We start from the raw sequence: 22,422 nt of genomic DNA on the forward strand, positions 1-22,422 counted from the left end.
TAAAGCGGCGCTTGCGGCGCCGCCTTGCCTAACCCCTTGATATACCGAAACGATCAGCAACGCGTCCAGTAGCCGGTGCCGCGATGCGGGTTGGTCTCCACCCAGCAGCGTCCGGGACTGCGGCTATAGACCGGGCGGCCATAATAGCCGGGGCCTTCGTCATAATAGCCAGGCCCGGCATCATAATACCGATCGCGACGGGTGGCGTTGGCGATGGCCGCGCCAGCGATCACGCCAGCCGCGATGCCGACACCAACCGCGCAGCCGCGGCAGCGGACAGTCTCAACCGGCGCCGCCGGCACCGTGCGCACCGCCTGCGGCACGCCACCGCCCAGCGACACGGGGGCCGCGGCGGCGGGCAGGCTGGCCAGCGCGGTCAGCGCCGCCGCAAAGCCGATGCCGGCAATCGTGCCGATGCCGGCCCTGGTATTCTCAACCGAGTGGGTCATCGTCGATACTCCATTTCCGCGCTCTGGCGCCGTGCCGAGACAACGCAAAGGCGCAGCGGCGGTTCCCCGGTGCCCACTGCCGGCGGCCGGCCGGCGGCGCCGAAACGTTGGGACAGCGTGCTTTATGGCTTGCGGCGGGGGCCCGGTGCGTCTATCCAGCCGACTTCGATATGACATCGAACCCGACTGCCAGCTTTACCCTCCAGCGCCGCCATCTGCTCGGCATCGAGGGCCTTTCCCCCGACGAGATCGTCGGGCTGCTCGACCTCGCCGAAGAGTTCGTGCTCCTCAACCGACAGGTCGAGAAGAAGCGGGCAACCCTGCGCGGCCGCACCCAGATCAACCTGTTCTTTGAGGCCTCGACGCGGACCCAGTCCTCCTTCGAGATCGCCGGCAAGCGCCTCGGCGCCGACGTGATGAACATGTCGGTCGGCAACTCCTCGGTGAAGAAGGGCGAAACGCTCATCGACACGGCGGCGACGCTGAACGCCATGCACCCGGATGTGCTGATCGTGCGCCACAGCGCCTCCGGCGCCGCCGAACTGCTCGCCCGGAAGGTCGACTGCTCGGTGGTGAATGCGGGCGACGGGGCGCATGAGCATCCTACCCAGGCGCTGCTCGACGCCCTCACCATCCGCCGCAACAAGGGCCGCATCCAGGGCCTGACCGTCGCCATCTGCGGCGACATCATCCACTCGCGGGTCGCCCGCTCCAACATCCTGCTGCTGCACGCGCTTGGTGCGCAGGTGCGGGTGATCGCGCCGCCGACCCTGCTGCCGCGCGACATCGAGCGCTTCGGCGTTGACGTCTATGGCGACATGAAGCGGGGCCTTGCGGATGTGGACATCGTGATGATGCTGCGGCTCCAGCGCGAACGCATGAACGGCTCCTATGTGCCTTCAGTGAAAGAGTATTTCCACTTCTGGGGGCTCGATGAGGCCAAGCTTCGCTTTGCCAAGCCGGATGCCCTGGTGATGCATCCGGGCCCGATGAATCGCGGCGTCGAGATCGATTCGGCGGTCGCCGACGGCGCCCAGTCCCTCATCCGCGAGCAGGTCGAGATGGGCGTCGCCGTCCGCATGGCCGTGCTGGACGCGCTGTCGCGGAACCTGCCCAATGCGTGATCTCCGCCCGATCCACGACGCTCGCCCGATCCTCCTCGCCAATGCGCGTGTGATCGACCCCTCGCGCGACTTCGACGCGCATGGCGACCTGCTCATCGCCGACGGCGTGGTGAAGGACTTCGCCGTCAATCTGAAATCGGCGGGCCTGCCGGAAGGCACCGAGATCGTCGACTGCCGACACCTCATCGCGGTGCCCGGCCTCGTCGACATGCGCGCCTTCATCGGCGAGCCGGGCGCTGAACACCGGGAAACGCTGGCCTCGGCCAGCCAGGCGGCGGCGGCCGGTGGCGTGACCACCATCATCTGCCAGCCCGAGACCGACCCGATTATCGACGAGCCCGCCATCGTCGACTTCGTCATGCGCCGGGCGCGCGACACCGCCATCGTCAATGTCCTTCCCATGGCGGCGCTGACCAAGCGGCTGGAAGGTCGCGAGATGACGGAGATCGGCCTGCTGCGCGAGGCGGGGGCGGTCGCCTTCACCGATGGCACCCATTCGGTCGGCTCGGCGCAGGTGCTGCGGCGCGCCCTCACCTATGGGCGGGATTTCGACGCGCTGATCGTCCATCACACCGAGGACAAGTCGCTGGCCGGCGAGGGCGTGATGAACGAGGGCGAGCTGGCCTCGCGCCTCGGCCTCGCGGGGATGCCCAAGGCGGCGGAAACCATCGTGTTCGAGCGCGATGTGCGCCTCGCCTCGATCACCGGCGGGCGCTACCACGCCGCCTCGCTCACCTGCCCGGAATCGCTGGAGGTGCTGCGCCGGGCGAAGGATGCGGGGCTGAACGTTACGGCATCCGCCTCCATCAACCATCTCACGCTCAATGAGCGCGATGTCGTCGGTTACCGCACCTTCTTCAAGCTGACCCCGCCCCTTCGCTCGGAAGACGACCGTATGGCGCTGGTTCAGGCGGTGGCGGAAGGACTGATCGACGTGGTCGTCTCTGACCATGACCCGCAGGATGTCGACGTGAAGCGCCTGCCCTTCTCCGAAGCCGCCTTTGGCGCCATCGGGCTGGAGACCATGCTCGCCGCCGGGCTGCGGTTGGTGAATGATGGCACCTTGCCCCTGATGGCGCTGATCCGCGCCATGTCGACGCGGCCAGCCGAGCTGCTCGGCCTGCCGGCGGGCTCGCTGCGGCCGGGAAGCCCAGCCGACATCGCGCTGATCGCGCCGGACGAAGCCTGGATCCTCGACGCGGCAAACCTGAAGTCGCGCTGCCGGAACACGCCGTTCGACGAGGCCCGCTTCGAGGGCCGCGTCGTTCGCACGCTGGTCGCCGGCCGCACCGTCTACGAATATGTCTGATCGGAACGCTGCCGAGTTCCCTTTCGGCACAAAGCCTTTAAGGTCGCTGGCATGAGTTGGTCGTTTCCCACCCTGCCGAGCGTCATTGCCCTGCTGCTCGGCTATCTGCTGGGCTCCATCCCGTTCGGCCTCATCCTCACCCGGATGGCCGGGACACAGGATATTCGCAGCATCGGCTCCGGCAATATCGGCGCCACCAATGTGCTGCGCACGGGCCGCAAGGGCCTCGCGGCGGCGACCTTGCTGGGCGACGCGCTCAAGGGCACGGTGGCGGTGCTGCTGGCCGCCGCCCTCATCGGCCCGGCCGCCGCACTGCCCGCGGCGTTGGGCGCGTTTCTGGGCCACCTCTTCCCCGTCTGGCTCAGCTTCAAGGGCGGCAAAGGCGTCGCGACCTTCCTTGGCGTCACGCTGGCGCTGGCCTGGCAGGCGGCGCTGGTCTTCGCCGCCGCGTGGCTCGCCGTGGCCTTCATCACCCGCTACTCCTCGCTGGCAGCGCTGGTCGCCAGCGTGCTGACGGCGCTCGCCGCCGTCATCGTTGCCCCGGCGCCCACGGGGCTGCTGCTGGCGATCCTCGCCACCCTGCTCTGGTTCATGCACCGGGCGAACATTTCCCGGCTGCTGGCGGGCACCGAAGGCAAGATCGGTAAGAAGGGCTGAGGGAGCGGCAAGGGTGGCACCACGCGGCGTTCGTCTCGATCACGACCAGCGCCGCGACTGGCTCCGCCTGATCCGCACCGAAAATGTCGGCCCGCGCAGCTTCCGCAACCTGATCAACCGCTATGGCGGCGCCGCCGCGGCGTTGGACGCGCTGCCGGGACTCGCCCGGCGCGGTGGCGGTCTTATTCCCCCACGCGTCCCGAGCCCCGCCGAGGCCGAGGCCGAAATGCGGGCGCTGGAACGTCTCGGCGGGCAGTTCCTCGCCCTCGGCGAACCGGACTATCCCGCTTTGCTGCGCGAAATCGACGATCCCCCGCCGCTCATCGCCGTTCTCGGACGGGTCGATCTGCTCAATCGCCCCTGCGTCGGCATTGTCGGCTCGCGCAACGCCTCAGGCGCCGGGCGCACGATGACGGCGCGCCTGTCGCGCGGCCTTGGCGAGGCCGGTTGGGTCGTGGTCTCCGGCCTCGCGCGTGGCATCGACGCGGTGGCGCATGAGGCGAGCCTCGGCACGGGCACCATCGCGGTGCTGGCCGGGGGGCTGGATCGCCCTTACCCGCGCGAGAACGAGCCGCTCATGCGCGCCATCGCCGAGCAGGGGGTCGTGCTCAGCGAAATGCCGATGGGATGGGAACCACGGGCGCGCGACTTCCCCCGGCGCAACCGACTCGTCTCCGGTCTCTCGCGGGGCGTCGTGGTCGTCGAGGCGGCCGATCGCTCCGGCTCCCTGATCACCGCACGCCTGGCGGGCGAGCAGGGGCGCGATGTGTTCGCGGTGCCCGGTTCGCCGCTCGATCCACGCGCCAGTGGCACTAACGCGCTGATCCGCCAGGGCGCGACGCTGGTGACCAGCGCCAGCGACGTTCTGGAGGGGCTGTCGCTGTTGCACGATACCCCTCGCCCGCTCGACGCCGAGGAAGGCAGCGATGCCGGCTTTGACATTCCCGACCCCAGCGACGACGCGCGCGGTCGGCTGCTGCAACTGCTCGGGCCAACACCCCTGCCGGTGGACGATCTCGTCGCCATGTCCGGCCTTTCGGCCGGTGCGGTGCAGATCCTGCTACTGGAACTGGAGCTTGCCGGGCGGCTGGAGCGCCATGGCGGCGGTCGCGTCTCGCTCCTCTAGCCGCGATCCTCAGGCGCCTCGGCCGATCTCTCCGCCTCAGGAGCAGGCAGGCCGGCGATGGCCCGCGCCTCTTCGCTCGCCATCTGCAGGAGATAGCGCAGGATAGCCAGATCGCGTTCGCTGGCGAGGCCCGCCAACTCGCGCGCCATGTCAGCAATGTAGGAAGCCGTGTCCCGGCTCCGGCAATGGTCATGCGGCTGCTCGTTCACGAGAAACCTGCTCTTGAAAGCCGACAAAGGGTTGTGACGGAATGGGTATGCACCAAATAATTGCGCATAGGGTGATTAACTAAATCAGGAATTGCAATCCATCTCTTGCGGGGGCGCACTTTCTCCCGCATTGCAGCACCCTCGGCGAAAACACCGGCGTTGCGGACGGTTCCCCCTTGCGGAAGCGGCCCCTCGTGCGGCAAGGAGGCCGGGGGCATTTGACAGGCCGGGGCGGCTCCCCCATTTTCCGGGCCGCTTTGGGCTAGACTACCAACGGACGCGCGGGCTGATGCAGGTCGTAATCGTCGAATCGCCTGCGAAGGCCAAGACGATCAACAAATATCTGGGACCGGACTACGAGGTGATCGCCTCGTATGGCCATGTGCGCGACCTGCCGGCCAAGGATGGCTCGGTGGATCCTGAGCACGACTTCCACATGCTGTGGGACGTTGATCCAAAGTCGCAGAAGCGGCTGTCGGACATCGCCCGCGCGGTGAAGGAAGCGGACGGTCTCATCCTCGCCACCGACCCGGATCGCGAGGGCGAGGCGATCTCCTGGCATGTGCTGGAGGTGCTGAAGGAAAAGCGCGCGCTCAAGGGCCAGCCGATCTCGCGCGTGGTGTTCAACGCCATCACCAAGCAGGCCGTGCTTGAGGCGATGAAGCACCCGCGGCAGATCGATGGCGCGCTCGTCGATGCCTATCTGGCGCGGCGCGCGCTCGACTACCTTGTCGGCTTCACTCTCTCGCCGGTGCTGTGGCGCAAGCTGCCAGGCGCCCGCTCGGCCGGCCGCGTGCAGTCCGTCGCGCTGCGGCTGGTTTGCGACCGCGAGCGCGAGATCGAGACCTTCGTGCGGCGGGAATATTGGTCGATCGTCGCCCAGCTCGCGACGCCGCGTGCGGATGTGTTCGAGGCACGGCTCGTCGGCGCGGACGGTAACAAGATTTCCCGCCTCGATGTTGGCACGGCCGAGGAAGCTGCGGCGTTCCGCACCGCGCTGGAGAGCGCGGCCTATCGCGTCAGCTCGGTCGAGGCCAAGCCTGGCCGGCGAAACCCCTACCCGCCCTTCACCACCTCGACACTGCAGCAGGAAGCGAGCCGCAAGCTCGGCCTTGCGCCGGCCTCGACCATGCGCGTCGCCCAGCGCCTCTATGAGGGCGTGGACGTCGGCGGCGAGACCGTCGGTCTCATCACCTATATGCGTACCGATGGCGTGGACATGGCGCCGGAAGCGGTGACCGCCGCCCGCGCCGTCATCGGCCAGGACTATGGCGACCGCTACGTCCCCGCCGCGCCGCGCAAATACACCACCAAGGCGAAGAACGCGCAGGAGGCCCATGAGGCCATCCGGCCGACGGATGTCTCGCGCCGCCCCAAGGATGTGGCGCGCTATCTCGAACCCGAGCAGGCCCGGCTCTATGAGCTGATCTGGTTGCGGACCGTCGCCAGCCAGATGGAATCGGCCGAGCTGGAACGCACCACCGTCGACATCGCCGCCACGGCGGGCGGCCGCGCGCTGGACCTGCGGGCCACTGGCACCGTCATCAAGTTCGATGGCTTCCTCACCCTCTACCGCGAAGGCCGCGACGATGAGGAGGAGGACGAGGAGAACCGCCGCCTCCCCGCCATGACCGCCGGCGACGCCCTCGCCAACAAGGGCATCAAGGCCGACCAGCACTTCACCGAGCCGCCGCCGCGCTATTCGGAAGCCTCGCTCGTCAAGCGCATGGAAGAGCTCGGCATCGGCCGGCCCTCGACCTATGCCTCCGTGCTCGCCGTGCTGCGTGACCGGGAATATGTGCGCCTCGACAAGCGCCGGCTGGTGCCGGAGGACAAGGGCCGCCTGGTCACGGCGTTCCTCGAGAGCTTCTTCGACCGCTATGTCGAGTATGACTTCACGGCCGATCTGGAAGAGAAGCTCGATCAGATTTCCGCCGGCGAACTGGCCTGGAAGGACGTGCTTCGCGACTTCTGGCGCGACTTTACCGCAGCTGTTGGCGAAACAAAGGATCTGCGCGTCTCCGAGGTGATCTCCGCGCTCGACGAGATGCTGACCGCGCACATCTTCCCGCCCAAGGAAGACGGCACGGACCCGCGCCTGTGCCCGACCTGCGGCACGGGGCGGCTCTCGCTCAAGGTCGGTAAGTTCGGCGCCTTCATCGGTTGTTCGAACTACCCCGAATGCCGCTACACGCGCCCGCTCGCGGTGCAGTCCGGCGAGGGCGAGAATGGCGCGGAGGCGAGCGGCAACCGCGTGCTGGGCACCGACCCGGAGACGGGGCTGGAAGTCTCGCTGCGCGATGGCCGCTTCGGCGCCTATCTCCAGCTCGGCGAGGCCAAGGATGGCGAGAAGCCGAAGCGCTCCAGCCTGCCCAAGGGCCTCGCGCCAGCCGATGTCGACCTCGACGCCGCGCTGGCCTTGCTTTCGCTGCCGCGCGACATTGGCCGCCACCCGGAGACTGGGGAACCGATTCTCGCCGGCATCGGGCGGTTCGGGCCTTATGTCCAGCACGGCAAGACCTACGCCAATATTGAGGCGGGCGATGATGTCCTGACCATCGGCCTCAATCGCGCCGTTGCGCTGATCGCCGACAAGCAGAACAAGGGCCCCGGTCGCGGTCGCGGCGCGGCCGGCGGGCGTGAACTCGGCGAGCATCCGACACTGGGCGGCGTGGTGACTGTGCGGCCCGGCCGCTTCGGCGCCTATGTCAACCACGGCAAGGTCAACGCCACGCTGCCGAAGGATATCGATCCTGCGGCCGTGACGATGGACGAGGCGGTGAAGCTGATCGAGGCGAGGGCCGCGCTGGCTCCTGCCAAGCCCGCCGGCCGCACCACGCGCAGCGCGACCAAGACGGCGAGCAAGAACGCGGATGCGCCCGCGACCAAGAAGCCGGCAGCAAAGAAGGCTACGGCCAAGAAGACAGCCAAAGCGCCATCGAAACGCACGGCCAAGGGCGCTTAATCGCGCCCTTGGACCGTTACCGGCCGCCGCGCTCCTACTCCGGCAACGGGCCCGGTCCCTCGCCGGAGCGCAGCGGCCGCTCCTCCATCGCCAGCATGGCGATGAGCGACAGGATGAGTGCGCCCGCCCCGGCGACAAACACCCAGCGGAAAGCATGCGCCAGCGGAACGGGGTCCGTGCCGGCAACCAGCATCTGCTCCATGAGGCGTCCACCTTCCACGCCGGAGGCGCCGACCACGATGGCGCCGAAGCCGGCCGTAAGCACGGCACCGCCAAGCGAGCGGAAGAAGTTCACCATCCCGGTCACCACGCCGATCTGCGGCATGGGCACAGCGTTCTGCACCGCAACCGTCGAGACAGGGAGCACGGTGCCGAGCCCGATCCCGGTCAGGGCGAGACAGGCGGCGAACAGCCAGATGGGCAGGCCCCGAGGCTCCAGCGCCAGCAGCGCCAAAGAGAGGATCGCCGCTACCAGCCCGAGCAGCGAAATGCGCTTATAGTGCCGCACCCGACCCATCATCCGCCCGGCCCCGGTCGCGCCCACCACCACGCCGGACATCAGCGGAATGAGCGCGACACCGGATTCGCTCGCGGTGAGGCGCAGCACGCCTTCGAGATAGAGCGGCAGCACGATCGACAGGCCGACCAGCGTGCCCATGGCGAAGGCGGCGGCAGGTACGCCCGCGCGCACGACCTTGTTGCCCATGATGCTCACCGGCAGAAGCGGCTCGCTCGCGGTGGCGACCCGCGCGAAGAAGGCGAGCCAGAGCACGACCGAGGCGGCCATGAGCCCGAGTATCGGGAGCGACAGCCAGGGATAGCGCGCGCCGCCCCAGCTGAGCGCCAGCAGCAGGGCCACGGTAGCAACGCACATCAGCAGCGCGCCGAGAAGATCCAGCCGGTGGGGATGGTGATGGGCCGGCAGCCGGCGCAGCGCCCGGTCGCTCATGGCCGCAGCGACGAGACCGATCGGCAGGTTGATCCAGAAGATCAGCGACCAGTGCAGATGTTCAGCGAAAAAGCCGCCGAGGACCGGCCCGGCGATGCTCGAGGTGATGAACACGGCGGCGAAATAGCCCTGATAGCGGCCGCGCTCGCGCGGCGCGATCATCAGCCCGACTATGGTCTGCGCCAGCGCGATGAGCCCGCCACCGCCGAGCCCCTGCACCGCCCGCGCCGCGATCAGCCAGAGCATGCTGGGCGCGAGGGCGCAGGCGACCGAGCCGATGAGAAACAGCGCGATGGCGATGCGCAGGACAGGACGCGGGCCATGGATATCCGCGAGCTTGCCGACCAGCGGCGTCACCGCCGTCCCGGTGAGCAGATAAGCAGTCACGATCCAGGAAAGATTCTCCAGATCGCCGAAATGCGCTCCCATGGTCGGCAGCGCCGTTGCGATGATGGTCTGATCCAGCGCGCTGAGGAACATCGCCAGCATGACGCCGATGATGATGGTCCTGATATCGGCATGGTCCAGCGGGGCCGCTTGAGCGTCTGGCGAACGGGCATCCATGTCACGTCTCTCAAAATGCGTGCCCTGCCCCCGGGCCGCGGGACAATTGTCGCGCGAGACAGTAAAGGCAAGAGGCCCGACGAACGAAAAGACGAACGAACTCCGCCCAGCCCGGATCGTATGTCGACGCGCGGACATGATGCCGCTAGCGTCGGGCACCAGCCAGGAACCTGTGAATCGTGCGAAAGCCCTCTCGACCGAAGCCCCGCAAAGCCCCGGCACCGCGCCAGCCGAAGGGCTTGCCGACGCGCGAGGAACTTATCGCCTTCATCGCGACCCATGGTGGTGATGTTGGCAAGCGGGAGATTTCCCGGACCTTCGGCCTCGATGGCGGCGACCGGATCGTGCTCAAGGCGATGCTGCGCGAACTGGCCGATGAAGGGCTGATCGGGCGCAAACGCGGCAAGCTCCATCTGCCGGGCGCGCTTCCCGCCGTCGTCATGTCCGAGGTGATCGAGCGCGACGAGGATGGCGAGCTGATCGCTGTTCCCATCGATTGGGACACCGAGGAACAGGGAGAGGCGCCGCGCATTCTGGTGCAGCTCGCCCGGCGCGGGCGACTTGCCGGTCCCGCGCCGACGGTCGGCGACCGGGTGCTGCTGAAGACCGAGGAGATTCCCGAGGCGGATGGCAGCGTCCGCCATAGCGGCCATGTGCTCAAAGTGCTGGAGAAGTCTCGCACGCTGGTGCTCGGCCTCTACCGCCGGGATGCGCAGGGCAGCGGCCGGCTGATCCCCATCGACAAGCGCAATATGGGCCGGGAACTCGCCATCCCGCCGGATTTCGCCAATGGCGCCGAGGAAGGCGATCTGGTCTCGGTCGAGATCGTCCGCCACCACGCCTATGGACTGCCCACGGCAAAGGTGAAAGAGCGGCTCGGCTCGATCGCCACGGAGAAGGCGATCAGCCTCATCGCCATCCACGCCCATGGCATTCCCAGCGTGTTCCGTCGCAACACCTTGACTGAGGCTGAGGCGGCGCGGCCCGCGAGCCTCGCCGGGCGCGAGGACTGGCGCGACCTGCCCTTGCTCACCATCGACCCGCCGGACGCCAAGGACCACGACGACGCTGTTCATGCGACGCCGGACACCGATCCGGCGAATGCCGGCGGCTTCATCCTCACGGTCGCCATCGCCGATGTCGCCGCCTATGTGCAGCCGGGCTCGGCGCTAGACCGCGAGGCGCTGGTGCGTGGCAACTCGGTCTATTTCCCGGACCGCGTGGTGCCGATGCTGCCGGAGCGGATCTCGAACGACCTGTGCTCGCTGCGCCCGCTGGAGGACCGCCCCGCCCTCGCCGTGCGAATGGTCATCGGGCCGAATGGCCGCAAGAAGTCGCACAGCTTCCACCGCATCATGATGCGCTCAGCCGCCAAGCTCGCCTATGCGCAGGCGCAGGCGGCGATTGACGGCCGGCCGGATGAGGTGACGCAACCGCTACTCGACGGCGTGCTGCGCCTGCTCTGGGACGGCTATGCGCTGGTGAAGAAGGCGCGCGATGCCCGCTCCCCGCTCGACCTCGATCTGCCCGAGCGCAAGATCCTGCTGAAGCCGGACGGCACGGTGGACCGCGTGATCGTCCCCGAGCGGCTCGATGCCCATAAGCTGATCGAGGAGTTCATGATCCTCGCCAATGTCGCGGCGGCCGAGACGCTGGAAGAGAAGCGCATTCCGCTCATCTACCGCGTCCATGACCAGCCTTCGCTGGAGAAGATGTCGAGCCTGCGCGAGTTCCTGCAGACGCTCGACATCAAGATGCCGAAGAGCGAGACGGTCCGGCCGGCTCAGTTCAACGAGATCCTGGCGCGGTTCACCGACACGGAATATGCCCCGCTGGTCAATCAGGTGATCCTGCGCAGCCAGGCTCAGGCGGAATATGCGCAGGAGAATTACGGGCATTTCGGCCTGCATCTGCGCCGCTACGCCCATTTCACCTCGCCGATCCGCCGTTATGCCGACCTGATCGTCCATCGCGGGCTGATCCGCGCCCTCGGCTTCGGCCGCGACGGACTGCCGGAGAGCACGACGCCGGAGGAGCTGGCGGAAATCGCCGCCCGTATCTCCGCCAGCGAGCGGCGGGCCATGGCGGCGGAGCGCGAGACTATTGATCGGTTGATCGCTCATCACATGGCCGAGCAGATCGGCGCGACCTTCAAGGGGCGCATCTCCGGCGTCACCAAGGCCGGTCTGTTCGTCGCCCTGGACGACACAGGGGCGGATGGCTTCATCCCAGCCGTCACGCTCGGCCATGACTATTACCGCTATGACGAGGCTCGCCACGCGCTGATCGGCGACCAGACCGGCGAGATGCACCGGCTCGGCGACCGCGTCGAAGTGAAGCTGGTCGAGGCGGCGCCGGTGGCTGGCGCGCTGCGATTCGAGCTCCTATCTGAAGGCAGTCGCGTCAGCGGTGCGGCACGCGGCCCGCGCGGGCCGCGCGGTCGCTTCCGCCGGCCCGATGAACGCCCTGCCCGCCCGCCGCGCGGCGGCAAGCGCCGCTAGCGCCGGAGTGCCACCATGACGATGACGTCCTCGCATCCCACCCCTCCGCGCTCCGTCGGCACCGGAATTGCGAACGGTTTGCGGATGCGTTGCCCGGCCTGCGGCGAGGGCAAGCTGTTTGCCTCCTATCTGAAGGTCAACGAGCACTGCCCGAGCTGCGGCGAGGAGCTGTGGCACCACCGCGCCGACGACGCCCCGCCCTACATGGTCATCACCATTGTCGGCCACATCGTCGTGCCGCTGCTGCTGGCGGTGGAGATGGCGCTGCACCCGGATCTGTGGATCCATCTCATCATCTGGCTGCCGATGACGCTCATCCTGTCGCTTGTGCTGCTGCCGCCGGTAAAGGGCGCGCTGATCGGCTATCAATGGGCGATCCGCATGCATGGCTTTGATCGCGGCGACAGCGAGTATGATCCCGTGCCGCCCAGCCAGCGCTCCGGCGCCGTCCTGCTGAAGCCCTGAGCCCGACCATGAGCCTCCACGATGTTTCCGAGCGCTTCGAGCTGAAGCGCCCCACCCCGCCGCATGCCGCCATTCGTCCCGTGGACGCCGCGGCACTGATCCTGGTCGACCGTTCCGCCCGCACGCCCCGCCTGCTGCTCGGTCGGCGAAACCCATCCTTGCGCTTCATGCCCGGCAAGTTCGTGTTTCCCGGCGGGCGGCTCGACCCGCAGGACCGCCAGATGTCGGTCTTCGGCATGCTCGACGAAGTGAGCGAGCGCCGCCTGATGGAGCGGGTGACGCGGCCGAGTCCGGGCCGGGCGCGGGCGCTGGCACTTTGCGCCATCCGCGAGCTGTGTGAGGAAACCGGACTGCTCCTCGGCATAGATGAGGCCGGGGCGCCAGAGAGGGCACCGGCGGGATGGGAGGCCTTCACCGAGGCCGCGATTTACCCGAACCTTGAGGAACTGACCTTCGTCGCGCGCGCCGTGACCCCGCCCGGCCTGCCCCGCCGCTTCGACACCCGCTTCTTCATGGCGGATGCCAGCAATATCGCGCACCGCCTGGAGGGCGTGGTCGGGGACGCCTGCGAGCTGGTGGAGACGGCCTGGCTGACCATCGCCCAGGCGAAGAAGGCGGAGGTGCCGCAGATCACCCGCGCCATCATTGAGGAGATCGAGGCCCGGCTCGGCTCCGGCAACAAGCCCTGGCTTCCCGTTCCCTATTACTTCGCCCGTGGCGGGCGGATGTACCGCGACACGATCGCCTGAGCGCCTGAGCGCCTTCCGCGACTCACAATCGGCCTGCATGAGCACATCGCCAAAAGTCATTCGACTTTCGTGAGCCATGGGGTAGAGCCCTCGGCGGAGGCGTTTGCCTCGCAGCTCAGGTGCCGTCCATGCATGCCCCCGCCGCCCCCGCGGTCAATATCGCCTCCATCGCCGCCGCCATTGGTGCCATTTCCGCGGTCGGCTTCGGCCTTGCTCTGTCGATCCCGCTGCTCGCGCTTGAACTGGATTCGCGCGGCATCTCCAGCGCCTGGATCGGCATGAACACGGCGGTAGGCGGGCTGGCCACACTGGCGATCGCACCGGTCATCACCAAGCTGGTCGGACGCCTCGGCGCCGGGCCACTGCTTATGGGGGCGATCCTCGTCGCCGCCATCTCGCTCCTCGGCTTCAAGGTCACCAGCTCGTTCCTGCTGTGGTTTCCACTACGCTTCATGTTCGGCGCGGCGCTCTCCGTGCTGTTCATCATCAGCGAGTTCTGGATCAACGCGGCGGCGCCGCCCGGCAAGCGCGGGCTGGTCATCGGCATTTACGGCACCGTGCTCTCCTGCGGCTTTGCCGGAGGGCCCGCCATCCTCACGCTGGTCGGCACCACCGGCTGGCCGCCTTATCTCGCCGGCGCCGCCATGTTTGGGCTCGCCGCCATTCCGGTGCTGATCGGGGCGTCGAGCGCGCCGGTGGTGGAGAAGGAGAGCGCGGGCGGCCTGTTCAGCCTGATGCTGATCGCCCCGGCGGCGACACTCGCGGCCTTCATCTTCGGTGCGGTCGAGACCGGCCTCATCAACTTCCTGCCGCTCTACGGTCTGCGGCGCGGGCTCGATGACGGCCAGGCGGCGCTGCTGCTCACCATCGCCGAGCTCGGCAACGTGTTCCTGCAACTCCCCCTCGGCCTGCTGAGCGACCGGGTCGACCGGCGCAAGCTGCTGCTGGTTTGCAGCACCCTCGGATTCGGTGGCGCCGTGCTCATCCCCTCCCTCGCGGCTGATAGCTGGGCGATGTGGGCGACCGTCTTCCTGACGACGGGAATCGTGTGCGGCCTCTACACGGTCGGCCTCGCGCTGCTCGGTGCGCGATTCGATGGGGCGCGGCTCGCCACCGCCAACGCCGCCTTCGTGATGCTCTACTCGCTCGGCCTGACCTTCGGGCCGACCGCGGTCGGGGCGGGCATGCAGGCCGTGGATCCACACGGCTTTGCGTGGAGCCTTGCGGGCTTTCTCATCTTCTACTCGGTGGTGGTCGCCGGTCAGATTTGGCGCGACCGCTGAGCTAGCTTTCTTGACATTCCGGGACTGATCCGCGATACGGACGCCCAACGAGCGGCTTCGCTGCCGCGCGAACCCGATTTTTTAGACGTGGCCGAGGCCACGCCCCAGGAGACCCGGTCAATGGCCAAGGCAACGACCATCAAGATCAAGCTCGTGTCGAGCGCCGACACCGGCTTCTTCTACGTCACCAAGAAGAACTCGCGCACCATGACCGACAAGCTGGTCGTCAAGAAGTACGACCCGGTCGTGCGTAAGCACGTCGAGTTCCGCGAAGGCAAGATCAAGTGATACATGGCCTTCGGGCCATCGCTTGAAACGAACAAGGCGCCGCAAGGCGCCTTTTTTGTTGATCGGATCGCTGTTCAGTCGAGGAGACGGCCGGCGGTGGCGAAACGGAGAGGCCTTCCAAGACGCCGCCCGCCGGCCTGACCCCACGGACCCAGGAGATGCGGCGGACCCGAGCACTCCGCAGGGTATGGCGTTCAGGGTTGCAAGGCTATCCGATCAGCGTGAGAACGCAACAGGTACATCGATCCTTCGCGGACGATTGGAACGCGTCGTCGATCAGGCCTCGGGTAGAAAGTGGCGCACCGTCTCAAGGAACTTGCTGACCGAAATCGGCTTCGACAGATAGGCCTCGCAACCGCCTTCGCGGATGCGTTCCTCATCGCCCTTCATGGCGAAGGCGGTCACCGCGATCACGGGGATGGCCTTGAGGTCGGGATCTGCCTTCAGCGCCCGCGTGACGTCAATGCCGGACATCTCCGGGAGCTGAATATCCATCAGGATCAGATCCGGCCGATGTGAGCGGGCAAGAACCAGCGCTTCGGCGCCATGACGGGTGCCGACCGTGATATAGCCATGGGCTTCGAGAAGATCGTTAAAGAGCTTCATATTCAGCTCATTATCTTCCACGATCAGAACGGTCTTGGGCATCTGGCTCGGTCCGTGAGTCCTGAACTTCGTCGTCGACGGTCCGTACGCGGGCCAAAGTCAGCAAGCGCAAGGCCCATCTTCTGATCTGAGCTTACCCGTCCATTCCTTACGGAACCCCAAATGCGGCTTCGCAATTCCAAGCCTTTATCCAACCAGCAAGCCGCGCGTGAAGTGAGCCTCGGCGCGCTCGGCTTTCTCGCCGCCGACCCGGAGCGGATCGGCCCCTTTCTGGCCGAGAGCGGACTCTCCCCGGCGGATCTGCGCGGCATTGCCGGCTCCACCGCCTTTCATGTGGCGCTGCTGGACTACCTCATTAACCGGCAGGATCTGCTGATCGCCTATGCCGAGGGCGCCAAGATCGACCCCGGGCATGTGGTGGCGGCGCGCGAGATCCTGTTCCACGCCGACCTCCCCGAGGACTGAGCGAGGACCGACATGGCGGGCATGCCGGGCTTCTGCCGCGACTGCCTGCGGGACGCGCAGGGCGCGCCGCGCTGCCTGCAGTGCGGCAGCCCGCGCGTGGTCCGCCATGCCGAACTCGACCGTCTCACCATCGCCCATATCGACTGCGATGCCTTCTATGCGGCGGTCGAGAAGCGGGACAACCCTAGCCTGCGCGACGTGCCCGTCATCATCGGCGGCGGCCGGCGTGGTGTCGTCTCAACCGCCTGCTACCTCGCGCGGGTGAAGGGCGTGCGCTCGGCCATGCCGATGTTCAAGGCGCGGGCGCTGTGCCCTGAGGCCGTGATCGTGAAGCCGAACATGGCCAAGTACGTCGCCGTCGGCCGGGAGATTCGTGAGCGCATGCTGCGGCTCACACCGCTGGTCGAGCCGCTCTCCATCGACGAGGCCTTCCTCGACCTGTCCGGCACCGAGCGTCTGCACGGGACGAGCCCGGCGCGCACGCTGGGCCGCTTTGCCCGTGCCATCGAGGCCGAGATCGGGGTCACCATCTCGGTCGGTCTGGCGCCGAACAAGTTCCTGGCCAAGATCGCCTCCGACCTCGACAAGCCACGCGGCTTCGCGGTCATCGGAGCGGCGGAGGCGGCGGCTTTCCTCGCCCCGCGCAGTGTCGGCACCATCTGGGGCGTCGGCGCCGCCACGCAGGAGCGCCTCGCGCGCGAGGGCTACCGGCTGATCGGCGACCTTCAGGCGGCGGACGGGACCGCGCTGGCGCGGCGCTTCGGGGCGGAGGGGCTGCGCCTCTGGCGTCTCGCGCGCGGCATTGACGACCGGCGGGTGAATCCCGAGCGGGAGACCAAGAGCGTTTCGACCGAAACGACGTTCGACAGCGACATCAGCGATTTTCGCGCGCTGGAAACGGAGCTTTACGCGCTGTCGCGCAAGCTTTCGGACCGGCTGAAGGCGGCCGAGCTGTCCGGGCGAACGGTCACGCTCAAGCTGAAGACGTCCGACTTCAAGCTGCTCACCCGCGCGCGCGCGCTGGAAGACCCCACACGCCTCGCCCATCGCATCTTCGCCCACGCCCGCGAATTGCTGGAGAGGGAGGCAGATGGGCGCCGCTTCCGGCTGATCGGCGTGGGCGTCTCGGAACTGGCGGATCTTACGCTCGCTGACCCCGGCGATCTGATCGATGTACAGGCGACGAAGAAGGGACTGGCCGAATTGGCGACCGATCAGCTACGCGCCAAATTCGGTAAGGGAATCATCGACCGGGGCATCGCGCTCGACGCGGCCCCTCGCACGGCGGCGCCCCAGCCGCACCGAAACGCCCCAGAGCCGGCGGAGCCAGGGCCGGCTACTTCGCGCAATTCTCCTGCGGCAGCGCCTCATAGGAAGTGAGCGTGCCGCGCAGGGCGAAATCGCCATAGTCGAGCTTCAGCGCGCGACTGACGCCGTTCTCGAACAGGTCGAAGCTGATCGTGTAGTCGGGCGTCTGCGTGTCCGTGCCGCGCTCGTAATAGCTGATGGTCACCGGATAGCGCATCCGGCCGGCGAGGTCGCTCTTCGTTGCCGCGTCCTCCAGCCCCTTGGGATCATTCGAGCCCTTGCCGATGACGGTCAGCGTATCGAACACCTTCTTGGCGTCGGGCGACCCATCATAGACAGGTGCCTCAACGAGGCTCTCGCCCTGGCCGGCGGCGTCGAGCACCTTCACCACATGCTGGGTGGGCAGCAGCACGCCCTTGGCGAGGCGGATGGTGCCCTCCTCAGGCTTGGTCGCCTTGACGACCAGCTGCCCGTCGCGCCGCTCCGCCACGCCGTCGGCTTCCTCGGGGGACTCGTCATTGACCGTGTTCACAACGCGGAAGCGGAAGGCATTGCCATCACCGTCTTCCCAGGTCGCGGTCGTGATCGAGCTATTGAGCCGCCCGCCTTCGGTTTCAAGATCCGTGTTCTGGCGCAACTGCACCGAGTAGCCGGCGCAGGCATTGCCGCGCAGCTCATAGACGATCTCGCCACGCGCTCCGTTGACGCGCTTCGCCGGCGTGCTGCCGTCGAGGGAAAGCGCATAGGTCGCGCGATGGGGCGAGAGCTGCACCGCCCACGCGGGCGCCGCTGCGGACAGCATCGAAACGAGGACGGCGGAGGCGGTCAGGCCGCGAAGGAAAACGGGAGCGGACATAAAGACAAGATTCCTCGGGCACGCCGCGCATGCGCTTGCGCACGGCAGAACGATCAGACAAACATCGCACCCCGAACTCAAGGCGAGAACAAGGGCAAAAGTGGGAAACCACGCTGCGTCTCGCCGCACCTTAGCACGGAGACAGCCATGTCCGGTCAGGTTGAGGCCAAGCTTGCGGCCCTCGGCATCACCCTTCCCGTCGCCGCCGCGCCGGTGGCCAATTATGTGCCCACGGTCATCAGCGGCAACCAGCTCTGGATCTCCGGCCAGGTATCGGTGAAGGACGGCGTGTTCCTGAGCGGCAAGCTCGCCGGCGAGGCCGATCTCGACGCCGGCCGGGCCGCCGCGCGCCAGTGCGCGATCAACCTGATGGCGCAGATCAAGGCCGCGCTCGGTGAACTCGACCGGGTGACGCGGGTGGTGAAGCTCGTCGCCTTCGTCAACTCGACCCCAGACTTCACCGATCAGCCCAAGGTGGTGAACGGCGCCTCCGATCTTTTCGTCGAAGTGTTCGGCGATGCCGGCCGCCACGCGCGCTCGGCGGTGGGTGTATCGGCCCTGCCGTTCAATGTCAGTGTCGAGATCGACGCCGTTATCGAGTTCGCTTGAGCCATGCCGGTCCCCGTCCCGTCCGCAGCGCCGGCCTGGCTCACCGCCCGGCCGATCGCCCATCGCGCGCTGCATGACGCGGCGGCTGGCATCATCGAGAACACGCCCTCGGCCGTCGATGCGGCGCTGGCGGGCAACTATGCCATCGAGGTGGACATCCAGCTCTCCGCCGATGGCGAGGCGATGGTGTTCCATGACGACACGCTGGAGCGCCTGACACTCAGTACCGGCCCCGCCAACACGCTCAGCACCGCGCAGTTCGAGGCGCTAGAGCTGCGCGGCACGTCCGACCGCACCATGACGCTGGCCGACCTGCTCGCCCGCGTCGCCGGCCGCACGCCGCTGGTCATTGAGCTCAAGAGCCATTTCGACGGTAATGACGCGGTAGCGCGTCGGGCCATCGAGGTGCTGGCGGGCTATGAAGGTCCGGCGGCGCTGATGTCCTTCGATCCCGGTCTGGTGGCCAGCGTGTGCCGGCTGGCGCCGCATATCCCGCGCGGCTTCACCATGGAGCGCCGCTATGACGACCCGGAGTGGGACTTTCTCACGCCGGAGACCAAGAGCGCCTGGGGCGCGCTCGCGCCCTTTGCGGAGATGCAGCCCCATTTCCTCGCCCATTACGTCAAGGAGCTGCCGTCGGAGGCGGTCACCTGGGCGCAACGCACCCATGGCATCGCGGTGCTAACCTGGACCGTCCGCTCGGCGCAGGATCGCGCGACGGCGGCGCAGTATGCCGATCAGATGATCTTCGAGGGCTTCCGCCCCTGAGAGCGGCGGGCCGCGCCGTCCCTGCCGCTCAAGGATACCGTAACGGCACTTCGCAAGGTCGTGAGCTCGCTTCCGTTCGCCCGCAAAGGCGCGCAGACTAGCGGAGCCTCATGCCGAACGAGCCATCCCACCCCCATGCCTGACAGCACGTTCACCCTCCGGGTCGAGAGCGACATCGCTGCGATTCCCGCTGATTCCTGGAATCGCTGCACCGCCAACAGCTCGCCTAATGCTTTAGATAATACATATAAGTCATTGGTATCAAAAGACTATGAAAAACTTCAACACGCTGAATCAAGCGTTGAAGTCGCTGCCGCGTCACTTGCGAAGCCACTCATCAACCCCTTCGTCTCGCACGCCTTTCTGAGCGCGCTGGCAGAATCAGGCTCCGCTTGTGCCGAGACCGGCTGGCTGCCGCAGCATCTCGTGCTTGAGGACGAGGACGGCCGCGTCGTCGGGGTGTGCCCGGCCTATCTCAAGTCGCACTCGCAGGGCGAATATGTCTTCGACCATGGCTGGGCCGAGGCCTATCAGCGCGCCGGCGGGCGCTATTACCCCAAGCTCCAGGTATCCGTGCCCTTCACCCCGGCGACCGGCCCGCGCCTCATGGCGAGCCCCGACGCGCCGGCCGACGCGGTTCGTGCCGCGCTCGCTGGCGGGCTGGTGACGCTGGCGAAAATGCGCCGCGTCTCCTCCGTGCATGCGACGTTCCTTCCCGAGGCCGATGCCACCGCGCTGGAAGACCAGAACTTTCTGCCGCGCACCGACCAGCAGTTCCACTGGCACAATCGCGGCTATGCCGACTACGAGGCCTTTCTCGGCGAGCTCGCCTCCCGCAAGCGCAAGGCGATCCGGCGCGAGCGGCGCGAGGCGCTGGAGGCGGGTGTCACCATTCACTGGCTCACCGGCGCGGACCTCACCGAGGAGGTGTGGGACGCCTTTTTCGCCTTCTATCTGGAGACCGGCGCCCGCAAATGGGGCCGACCCTATCTCACCCGCGCCTTCTATGGGCTGATCGGCGAGCGCATGGCCGACCAGATCCTGCTGGTCATGGCCAAGCGGGCGGGACGCTGGATCGCCGGGGCGATCAATTTCATCGGACCCGACACGCTCTATGGTCGCCACTGGGGCGCAATCGAGCATCACCCCTTCCTGCATTTTGAGGTCTGCTACCACCAGGCGATCGAGTTCGCGATCTCGCGGGGGCTCGGAACGGTCGAGGCTGGTGCGCAAGGTGAGCACAAGCTGGCACGCGGCTATCTGCCGGTGACGACGCGCTCGGCCCATTACATCGCCGATCCCGGCCTGCGCGCCGCTGTGGCCAATTACCTCGCCAGCGAGCGCCGCTATATGGCCGAGCTCGGGACGGAACTCGCCGATGCCGGCCCGTTCCGCCATGACCTCGCCGGCGCGCCACCCGAGGAGGAGCCTTGACCCAAGCGGCACGGCTTGCGATCAGGAGCCGCAACAGGGGGAGGACGTCATGGCCTACGATCCCAACAACATCTTCGCCAAGATCCTGCGCGGCGAGTTGCCGGCGCACTGCGTCTATGAGGACGAGAAGGCCTTCGCCTTTCTCGACATCATGCCGCGCTCGACCGGCCACACGCTGGTCATCCCCAAGGCACCCGCGCGCAACATTCTCGACATCGCCCCAGACGATCTCGCCCATGTCATCCAGGTCGCCAAGAAGGTGGCGCTGGCGCAGATGGGCGCCTTCGGCGCGGATGGAATCACCGTGCAGCAGTTCAACGAGACTGCCGGCGGGCAGGTGGTGTTCCACCTGCATGTGCATGTGATTCCGCGCTTCGAGGGTATCGAGCTGCTGCCGCCGCAATCCAAGATGGAAGCGCCGGAGATCCTGACCGAGAACGCCGCGAAGCTGGCCGCCGCCCTCGCCGGCTAGAGATGGCGGGTGTCAGCCGCCGACCCCGAGCCACCAGGCCCCGGCAACCAGCAGCGCCTCGGCGGCGAGGACACCGGCGAGAACCGAGCGGCGAAAGGCGAGGAATCCGCCGAGCCCCATCACCACGGAGCCGGCCCGCAGCCAGAAGGGCAGCGCGACCAGCGCGCCGTTCGGCACGAGCAGCAGGCGCGCGACGACGGCGGCGAGTAGCGCCGTCGCCACCGCACGCACCCATTGCATCCACAGCCCGTCCTCATCGATCCGGCGACCGAACAGCACGCCAAGCACGCGCCAGACTTCGTTCGGCAGAAAGCCGACGATGAGCACGACGAGCGCCGCACCGAGTTCTGTCTGGATGAAGCTCATGCCGCCTTCCGGAAGCCGTAGCGGGCGATAAAGAAGGCGAGCGTGCCACCGCCAACGCCTGCCCAGAACAGGTCGAGGCCTCCGGGCGAATTTACCGCCAGCGGCGAAATGGCGGCGCCCAGACCGATCGCCAGCCAGTCCACGGGCGCCTTGGCGTTGCGCACCAAGAGGATGGTGAAGGAGATCGGCGTGAGCAGCAGCAGAGCGACAGCGAACGGGCCCGGGAGCACATCCGTCAGATAGAAGCCGAAGGCTGTGCCGGCCATGCTCATCAGCGTCATGCCGGTGCCGAGGCCCATCGCATAGGTGGGCTGCCCGACCTTGGGCACATGCGGCAGGAGGCGCAGGGCCTCCACCCACATGGTCATGGCGATGAAATGGGCGCAGACCAGTTCACGCCACAGCCGGGGCTTCGGCCCGCGCATCAGCGGCATCACCGAGACGACCATCGGCAAGAGGCGCACGCCCGAAAGACACACGGCCACCGCGACCGCCGGCAGGGAGGCACCCGCGCCGATGCCGCCGACAAGAATCACCTGGGCCGGCAGTGCCCAGATGAACAGGGTGGAGAGCAGTCCCGCGCCAATCGGGAAGCCGACATCGTGCAGCAAGCCGCCAAAGCCAACAAAGGTCGCCACCAGCACGAAGCCGGGCACGGCAAGCGAACCAACCATGCCGCGCAGAAACCAGCGGGTGGCGGAAAGCTGGGCAGGTGGCGCAAGCTCGGGCACGGGAGACATCGGGGGCTCAACAGGACGCCCGTTCATCGACCCTTCACCCGGTGGGGTCAAGCGCCTCCTTCGGCGCGCCCCGGCCTCTGATGCAGGGCAGCCATGCCCACAGGATCAACAACGAAAAACCCCGCCGGCATGAACCGGCGGGGTTGTTTTCAGTCAGAGA

23 protein-coding genes are annotated in these 22,422 nt (G+C 67.3%); 16 read left to right on the forward strand and 7 right to left on the reverse strand.

Going from position 1 to position 22,422, the window contains the following annotated elements:
- Positions 1 to 53: 53 nt before the first annotated feature.
- On the reverse strand, positions 54 to 449 hold the full coding sequence (locus OU996_RS16900) for a hypothetical protein (protein ID WP_267582769.1): 396 nt from the start codon (positions 447 to 449) through the stop codon (positions 54 to 56).
- A gap of 170 nt (positions 450 to 619) precedes the next feature.
- Between OU996_RS16900 and OU996_RS16905 the strand changes: the two genes are divergently transcribed.
- Genes OU996_RS16905 through dprA form a run of 4 tightly spaced genes read left to right on the forward strand, consistent with a single transcriptional unit; the run spans position 620 to position 4,665 of the window.
- A complete protein-coding gene (locus OU996_RS16905; RefSeq protein WP_267582770.1) occupies positions 620 to 1,573 on the forward strand; it encodes an aspartate carbamoyltransferase catalytic subunit in 954 nt (317 codons plus the stop codon).
- Positions 1,566 to 2,882, forward strand: a complete 1,317-nt coding sequence (locus OU996_RS16910; RefSeq protein WP_267582771.1) for a dihydroorotase — start codon at positions 1,566 to 1,568, stop codon at positions 2,880 to 2,882. Before OU996_RS16905 ends, OU996_RS16910 begins: the two co-directional genes overlap by 8 nt.
- 51 nt (positions 2,883 to 2,933) lie before the next feature.
- Positions 2,934 to 3,539: a glycerol-3-phosphate 1-O-acyltransferase PlsY gene (plsY, locus tag OU996_RS16915; RefSeq protein ID WP_267582772.1), complete on the forward strand. Its 606-nt coding sequence runs from the start codon at positions 2,934 to 2,936 to the stop codon at positions 3,537 to 3,539.
- A gap of 13 nt (positions 3,540 to 3,552) precedes the next feature.
- Complete coding sequence (gene dprA, locus OU996_RS16920) at positions 3,553 to 4,665, forward strand: DNA-processing protein DprA (RefSeq protein WP_267582773.1); 1,113 nt, start codon at positions 3,553 to 3,555, stop codon at positions 4,663 to 4,665.
- Here dprA and OU996_RS16925 read toward each other — a convergent pair.
- The gene (locus tag OU996_RS16925) at positions 4,662 to 4,874 is read right to left on the reverse strand and encodes a hypothetical protein (RefSeq protein ID WP_267582774.1); all 213 of its coding nucleotides are present in this window, start codon (positions 4,872 to 4,874) and stop codon (positions 4,662 to 4,664) included. The two genes, dprA and OU996_RS16925, sit on opposite strands and share 4 nt — an antisense overlap.
- A 289-nt stretch (positions 4,875 to 5,163) precedes the next feature.
- Here OU996_RS16925 and topA point away from each other — a divergent pair, with 289 nt between their 5' ends.
- Entirely contained in the window at positions 5,164 to 7,839 is a 2,676-nt protein-coding gene (gene topA, locus OU996_RS16930; protein ID WP_267582775.1) for a type I DNA topoisomerase, read from the forward strand.
- Between the two features lie 34 nt (positions 7,840 to 7,873).
- Here the strand turns inward: topA and OU996_RS16935 are convergent, their stop codons facing one another.
- Positions 7,874 to 9,352, reverse strand: a complete 1,479-nt coding sequence (locus OU996_RS16935; RefSeq protein ID WP_267582776.1) for an MDR family MFS transporter — start codon at positions 9,350 to 9,352, stop codon at positions 7,874 to 7,876.
- 179 nt (positions 9,353 to 9,531) lie between these two features.
- Here OU996_RS16935 and rnr point away from each other — a divergent pair, with 179 nt between their 5' ends.
- The 5 genes from rnr to rpmG all read left to right on the forward strand — a co-directional run bounded on the left by rnr (position 9,532) and on the right by rpmG (position 14,638).
- Positions 9,532 to 11,853 carry a ribonuclease R gene (gene rnr / locus OU996_RS16940; RefSeq protein ID WP_267582777.1) on the forward strand — a complete coding sequence of 774 codons (2,322 nt, stop codon included), beginning with the start codon at positions 9,532 to 9,534 and terminating at the stop codon, positions 11,851 to 11,853.
- A gap of 21 nt (positions 11,854 to 11,874) precedes the next feature.
- Positions 11,875 to 12,318 (forward strand): DUF983 domain-containing protein, encoded by a 444-nt coding sequence (locus OU996_RS16945; RefSeq protein ID WP_420712772.1) that lies wholly within the window; start codon positions 11,875 to 11,877, stop codon positions 12,316 to 12,318.
- Between the two features lie 8 nt (positions 12,319 to 12,326).
- On the forward strand, positions 12,327 to 13,067 hold the full coding sequence (locus OU996_RS16950) for an NUDIX hydrolase (RefSeq protein WP_267582779.1): 741 nt from the start codon (positions 12,327 to 12,329) through the stop codon (positions 13,065 to 13,067).
- Positions 13,068 to 13,195: 128 nt separating this feature from the next.
- A complete protein-coding gene (locus OU996_RS16955) occupies positions 13,196 to 14,350 on the forward strand; it encodes an MFS transporter (RefSeq protein WP_267582780.1) in 1,155 nt (384 codons plus the stop codon).
- Positions 14,351 to 14,470: 120 nt separating this feature from the next.
- A complete protein-coding gene (rpmG, locus tag OU996_RS16960; protein ID WP_267582781.1) occupies positions 14,471 to 14,638 on the forward strand; it encodes a 50S ribosomal protein L33 in 168 nt (55 codons plus the stop codon).
- 276 nt (positions 14,639 to 14,914) lie between these two features.
- On the opposite strand, the gene OU996_RS16965 is transcribed toward rpmG, so the two are convergent.
- On the reverse strand, positions 14,915 to 15,286 hold the full coding sequence (locus OU996_RS16965) for a response regulator (RefSeq protein WP_267582782.1): 372 nt from the start codon (positions 15,284 to 15,286) through the stop codon (positions 14,915 to 14,917).
- 120 nt (positions 15,287 to 15,406) lie between these two features.
- Here OU996_RS16965 and OU996_RS16970 point away from each other — a divergent pair, with 120 nt between their 5' ends.
- Positions 15,407 to 15,709 (forward strand): DUF3572 domain-containing protein, encoded by a 303-nt coding sequence (locus OU996_RS16970; protein ID WP_267582783.1) that lies wholly within the window; start codon positions 15,407 to 15,409, stop codon positions 15,707 to 15,709.
- 12 nt (positions 15,710 to 15,721) lie between these two features.
- Positions 15,722 to 17,089: a DNA polymerase IV gene (locus OU996_RS16975; RefSeq protein ID WP_267582784.1), complete on the forward strand. Its 1,368-nt coding sequence runs from the start codon at positions 15,722 to 15,724 to the stop codon at positions 17,087 to 17,089.
- Here OU996_RS16975 and OU996_RS16980 read toward each other — a convergent pair.
- Positions 17,046 to 17,873 (reverse strand): cell envelope integrity EipB family protein, encoded by an 828-nt coding sequence (locus tag OU996_RS16980; RefSeq protein ID WP_267582785.1) that lies wholly within the window; start codon positions 17,871 to 17,873, stop codon positions 17,046 to 17,048. The two genes, OU996_RS16975 and OU996_RS16980, sit on opposite strands and share 44 nt — an antisense overlap.
- 147 nt (positions 17,874 to 18,020) lie before the next feature.
- Between OU996_RS16980 and OU996_RS16985 the strand changes: the two genes are divergently transcribed.
- The 4 genes from OU996_RS16985 to OU996_RS17000 all read left to right on the forward strand — a co-directional run bounded on the left by OU996_RS16985 (position 18,021) and on the right by OU996_RS17000 (position 21,156).
- The gene (locus OU996_RS16985) at positions 18,021 to 18,482 is read left to right on the forward strand and encodes a RidA family protein (RefSeq protein WP_267582786.1); all 462 of its coding nucleotides are present in this window, start codon (positions 18,021 to 18,023) and stop codon (positions 18,480 to 18,482) included.
- Between the two features lie 3 nt (positions 18,483 to 18,485).
- Complete coding sequence (locus OU996_RS16990) at positions 18,486 to 19,250, forward strand: glycerophosphodiester phosphodiesterase family protein (protein ID WP_267582787.1); 765 nt, start codon at positions 18,486 to 18,488, stop codon at positions 19,248 to 19,250.
- Positions 19,251 to 19,385: 135 nt separating this feature from the next.
- A complete protein-coding gene (locus OU996_RS16995) occupies positions 19,386 to 20,684 on the forward strand; it encodes a GNAT family N-acetyltransferase (protein WP_267582788.1) in 1,299 nt (432 codons plus the stop codon).
- A gap of 49 nt (positions 20,685 to 20,733) precedes the next feature.
- On the forward strand, positions 20,734 to 21,156 hold the full coding sequence (locus OU996_RS17000) for an HIT family protein (RefSeq protein WP_267582789.1): 423 nt from the start codon (positions 20,734 to 20,736) through the stop codon (positions 21,154 to 21,156).
- Positions 21,157 to 21,168: 12 nt separating this feature from the next.
- Here the strand turns inward: OU996_RS17000 and OU996_RS17005 are convergent, their stop codons facing one another.
- On the reverse strand, positions 21,169 to 21,522 hold the full coding sequence (locus OU996_RS17005; protein ID WP_267582790.1) for an AzlD domain-containing protein: 354 nt from the start codon (positions 21,520 to 21,522) through the stop codon (positions 21,169 to 21,171).
- Entirely contained in the window at positions 21,519 to 22,262 is a 744-nt protein-coding gene (locus OU996_RS17010) for an AzlC family ABC transporter permease (protein WP_267582791.1), read from the reverse strand. Before OU996_RS17010 ends, OU996_RS17005 begins: the two co-directional genes overlap by 4 nt.
- Positions 22,263 to 22,422: the final 160 nt, after the last annotated feature.

This window comes from Ancylobacter sp. SL191 (genome assembly GCF_026625645.1).
GTDB lineage: Bacteria > Pseudomonadota > Alphaproteobacteria > Rhizobiales > Xanthobacteraceae > Ancylobacter.

What these genes read in the sequence shown, in the direction of transcription:
- OU996_RS16900 (WP_267582769.1), bottom strand. Translation starts at nt 449, where the DNA reads ATGACCCACTCGGTTGAGAATACCAGGGCCGGCATCGGCACGATTGCC.
- OU996_RS16905 (WP_267582770.1), top strand. Translation starts at nt 620, where the DNA reads ATGACATCGAACCCGACTGCCAGCTTTACCCTCCAGCGCCGCCATCTG.
- OU996_RS16910 (WP_267582771.1), top strand. Translation starts at nt 1,566, where the DNA reads ATGCGTGATCTCCGCCCGATCCACGACGCTCGCCCGATCCTCCTCGCC.
- plsY (WP_267582772.1), top strand. Translation starts at nt 2,934, where the DNA reads ATGAGTTGGTCGTTTCCCACCCTGCCGAGCGTCATTGCCCTGCTGCTC.
- topA (WP_267582775.1), top strand. Translation starts at nt 5,164, where the DNA reads ATGCAGGTCGTAATCGTCGAATCGCCTGCGAAGGCCAAGACGATCAAC.
- OU996_RS16935 (WP_267582776.1), bottom strand. Translation starts at nt 9,352, where the DNA reads ATGGATGCCCGTTCGCCAGACGCTCAAGCGGCCCCGCTGGACCATGCC.
- OU996_RS16945 (WP_420712772.1), top strand. Translation starts at nt 11,875, where the DNA reads ATGACGTCCTCGCATCCCACCCCTCCGCGCTCCGTCGGCACCGGAATT.
- OU996_RS16950 (WP_267582779.1), top strand. Translation starts at nt 12,327, where the DNA reads ATGAGCCTCCACGATGTTTCCGAGCGCTTCGAGCTGAAGCGCCCCACC.
- OU996_RS16955 (WP_267582780.1), top strand. Translation starts at nt 13,196, where the DNA reads ATGCATGCCCCCGCCGCCCCCGCGGTCAATATCGCCTCCATCGCCGCC.
- rpmG (WP_267582781.1), top strand. Translation starts at nt 14,471, where the DNA reads ATGGCCAAGGCAACGACCATCAAGATCAAGCTCGTGTCGAGCGCCGAC.
- OU996_RS16965 (WP_267582782.1), bottom strand. Translation starts at nt 15,286, where the DNA reads ATGCCCAAGACCGTTCTGATCGTGGAAGATAATGAGCTGAATATGAAG.
- OU996_RS16970 (WP_267582783.1), top strand. Translation starts at nt 15,407, where the DNA reads ATGCGGCTTCGCAATTCCAAGCCTTTATCCAACCAGCAAGCCGCGCGT.
- OU996_RS16975 (WP_267582784.1), top strand. Translation starts at nt 15,722, where the DNA reads ATGGCGGGCATGCCGGGCTTCTGCCGCGACTGCCTGCGGGACGCGCAG.
- OU996_RS16980 (WP_267582785.1), bottom strand. Translation starts at nt 17,873, where the DNA reads ATGTCCGCTCCCGTTTTCCTTCGCGGCCTGACCGCCTCCGCCGTCCTC.
- OU996_RS16985 (WP_267582786.1), top strand. Translation starts at nt 18,021, where the DNA reads ATGTCCGGTCAGGTTGAGGCCAAGCTTGCGGCCCTCGGCATCACCCTT.
- OU996_RS16990 (WP_267582787.1), top strand. Translation starts at nt 18,486, where the DNA reads ATGCCGGTCCCCGTCCCGTCCGCAGCGCCGGCCTGGCTCACCGCCCGG.
- OU996_RS16995 (WP_267582788.1), top strand. Translation starts at nt 19,386, where the DNA reads ATGCCTGACAGCACGTTCACCCTCCGGGTCGAGAGCGACATCGCTGCG.
- OU996_RS17000 (WP_267582789.1), top strand. Translation starts at nt 20,734, where the DNA reads ATGGCCTACGATCCCAACAACATCTTCGCCAAGATCCTGCGCGGCGAG.
- OU996_RS17005 (WP_267582790.1), bottom strand. Translation starts at nt 21,522, where the DNA reads ATGAGCTTCATCCAGACAGAACTCGGTGCGGCGCTCGTCGTGCTCATC.
- OU996_RS17010 (WP_267582791.1), bottom strand. Translation starts at nt 22,262, where the DNA reads ATGTCTCCCGTGCCCGAGCTTGCGCCACCTGCCCAGCTTTCCGCCACC.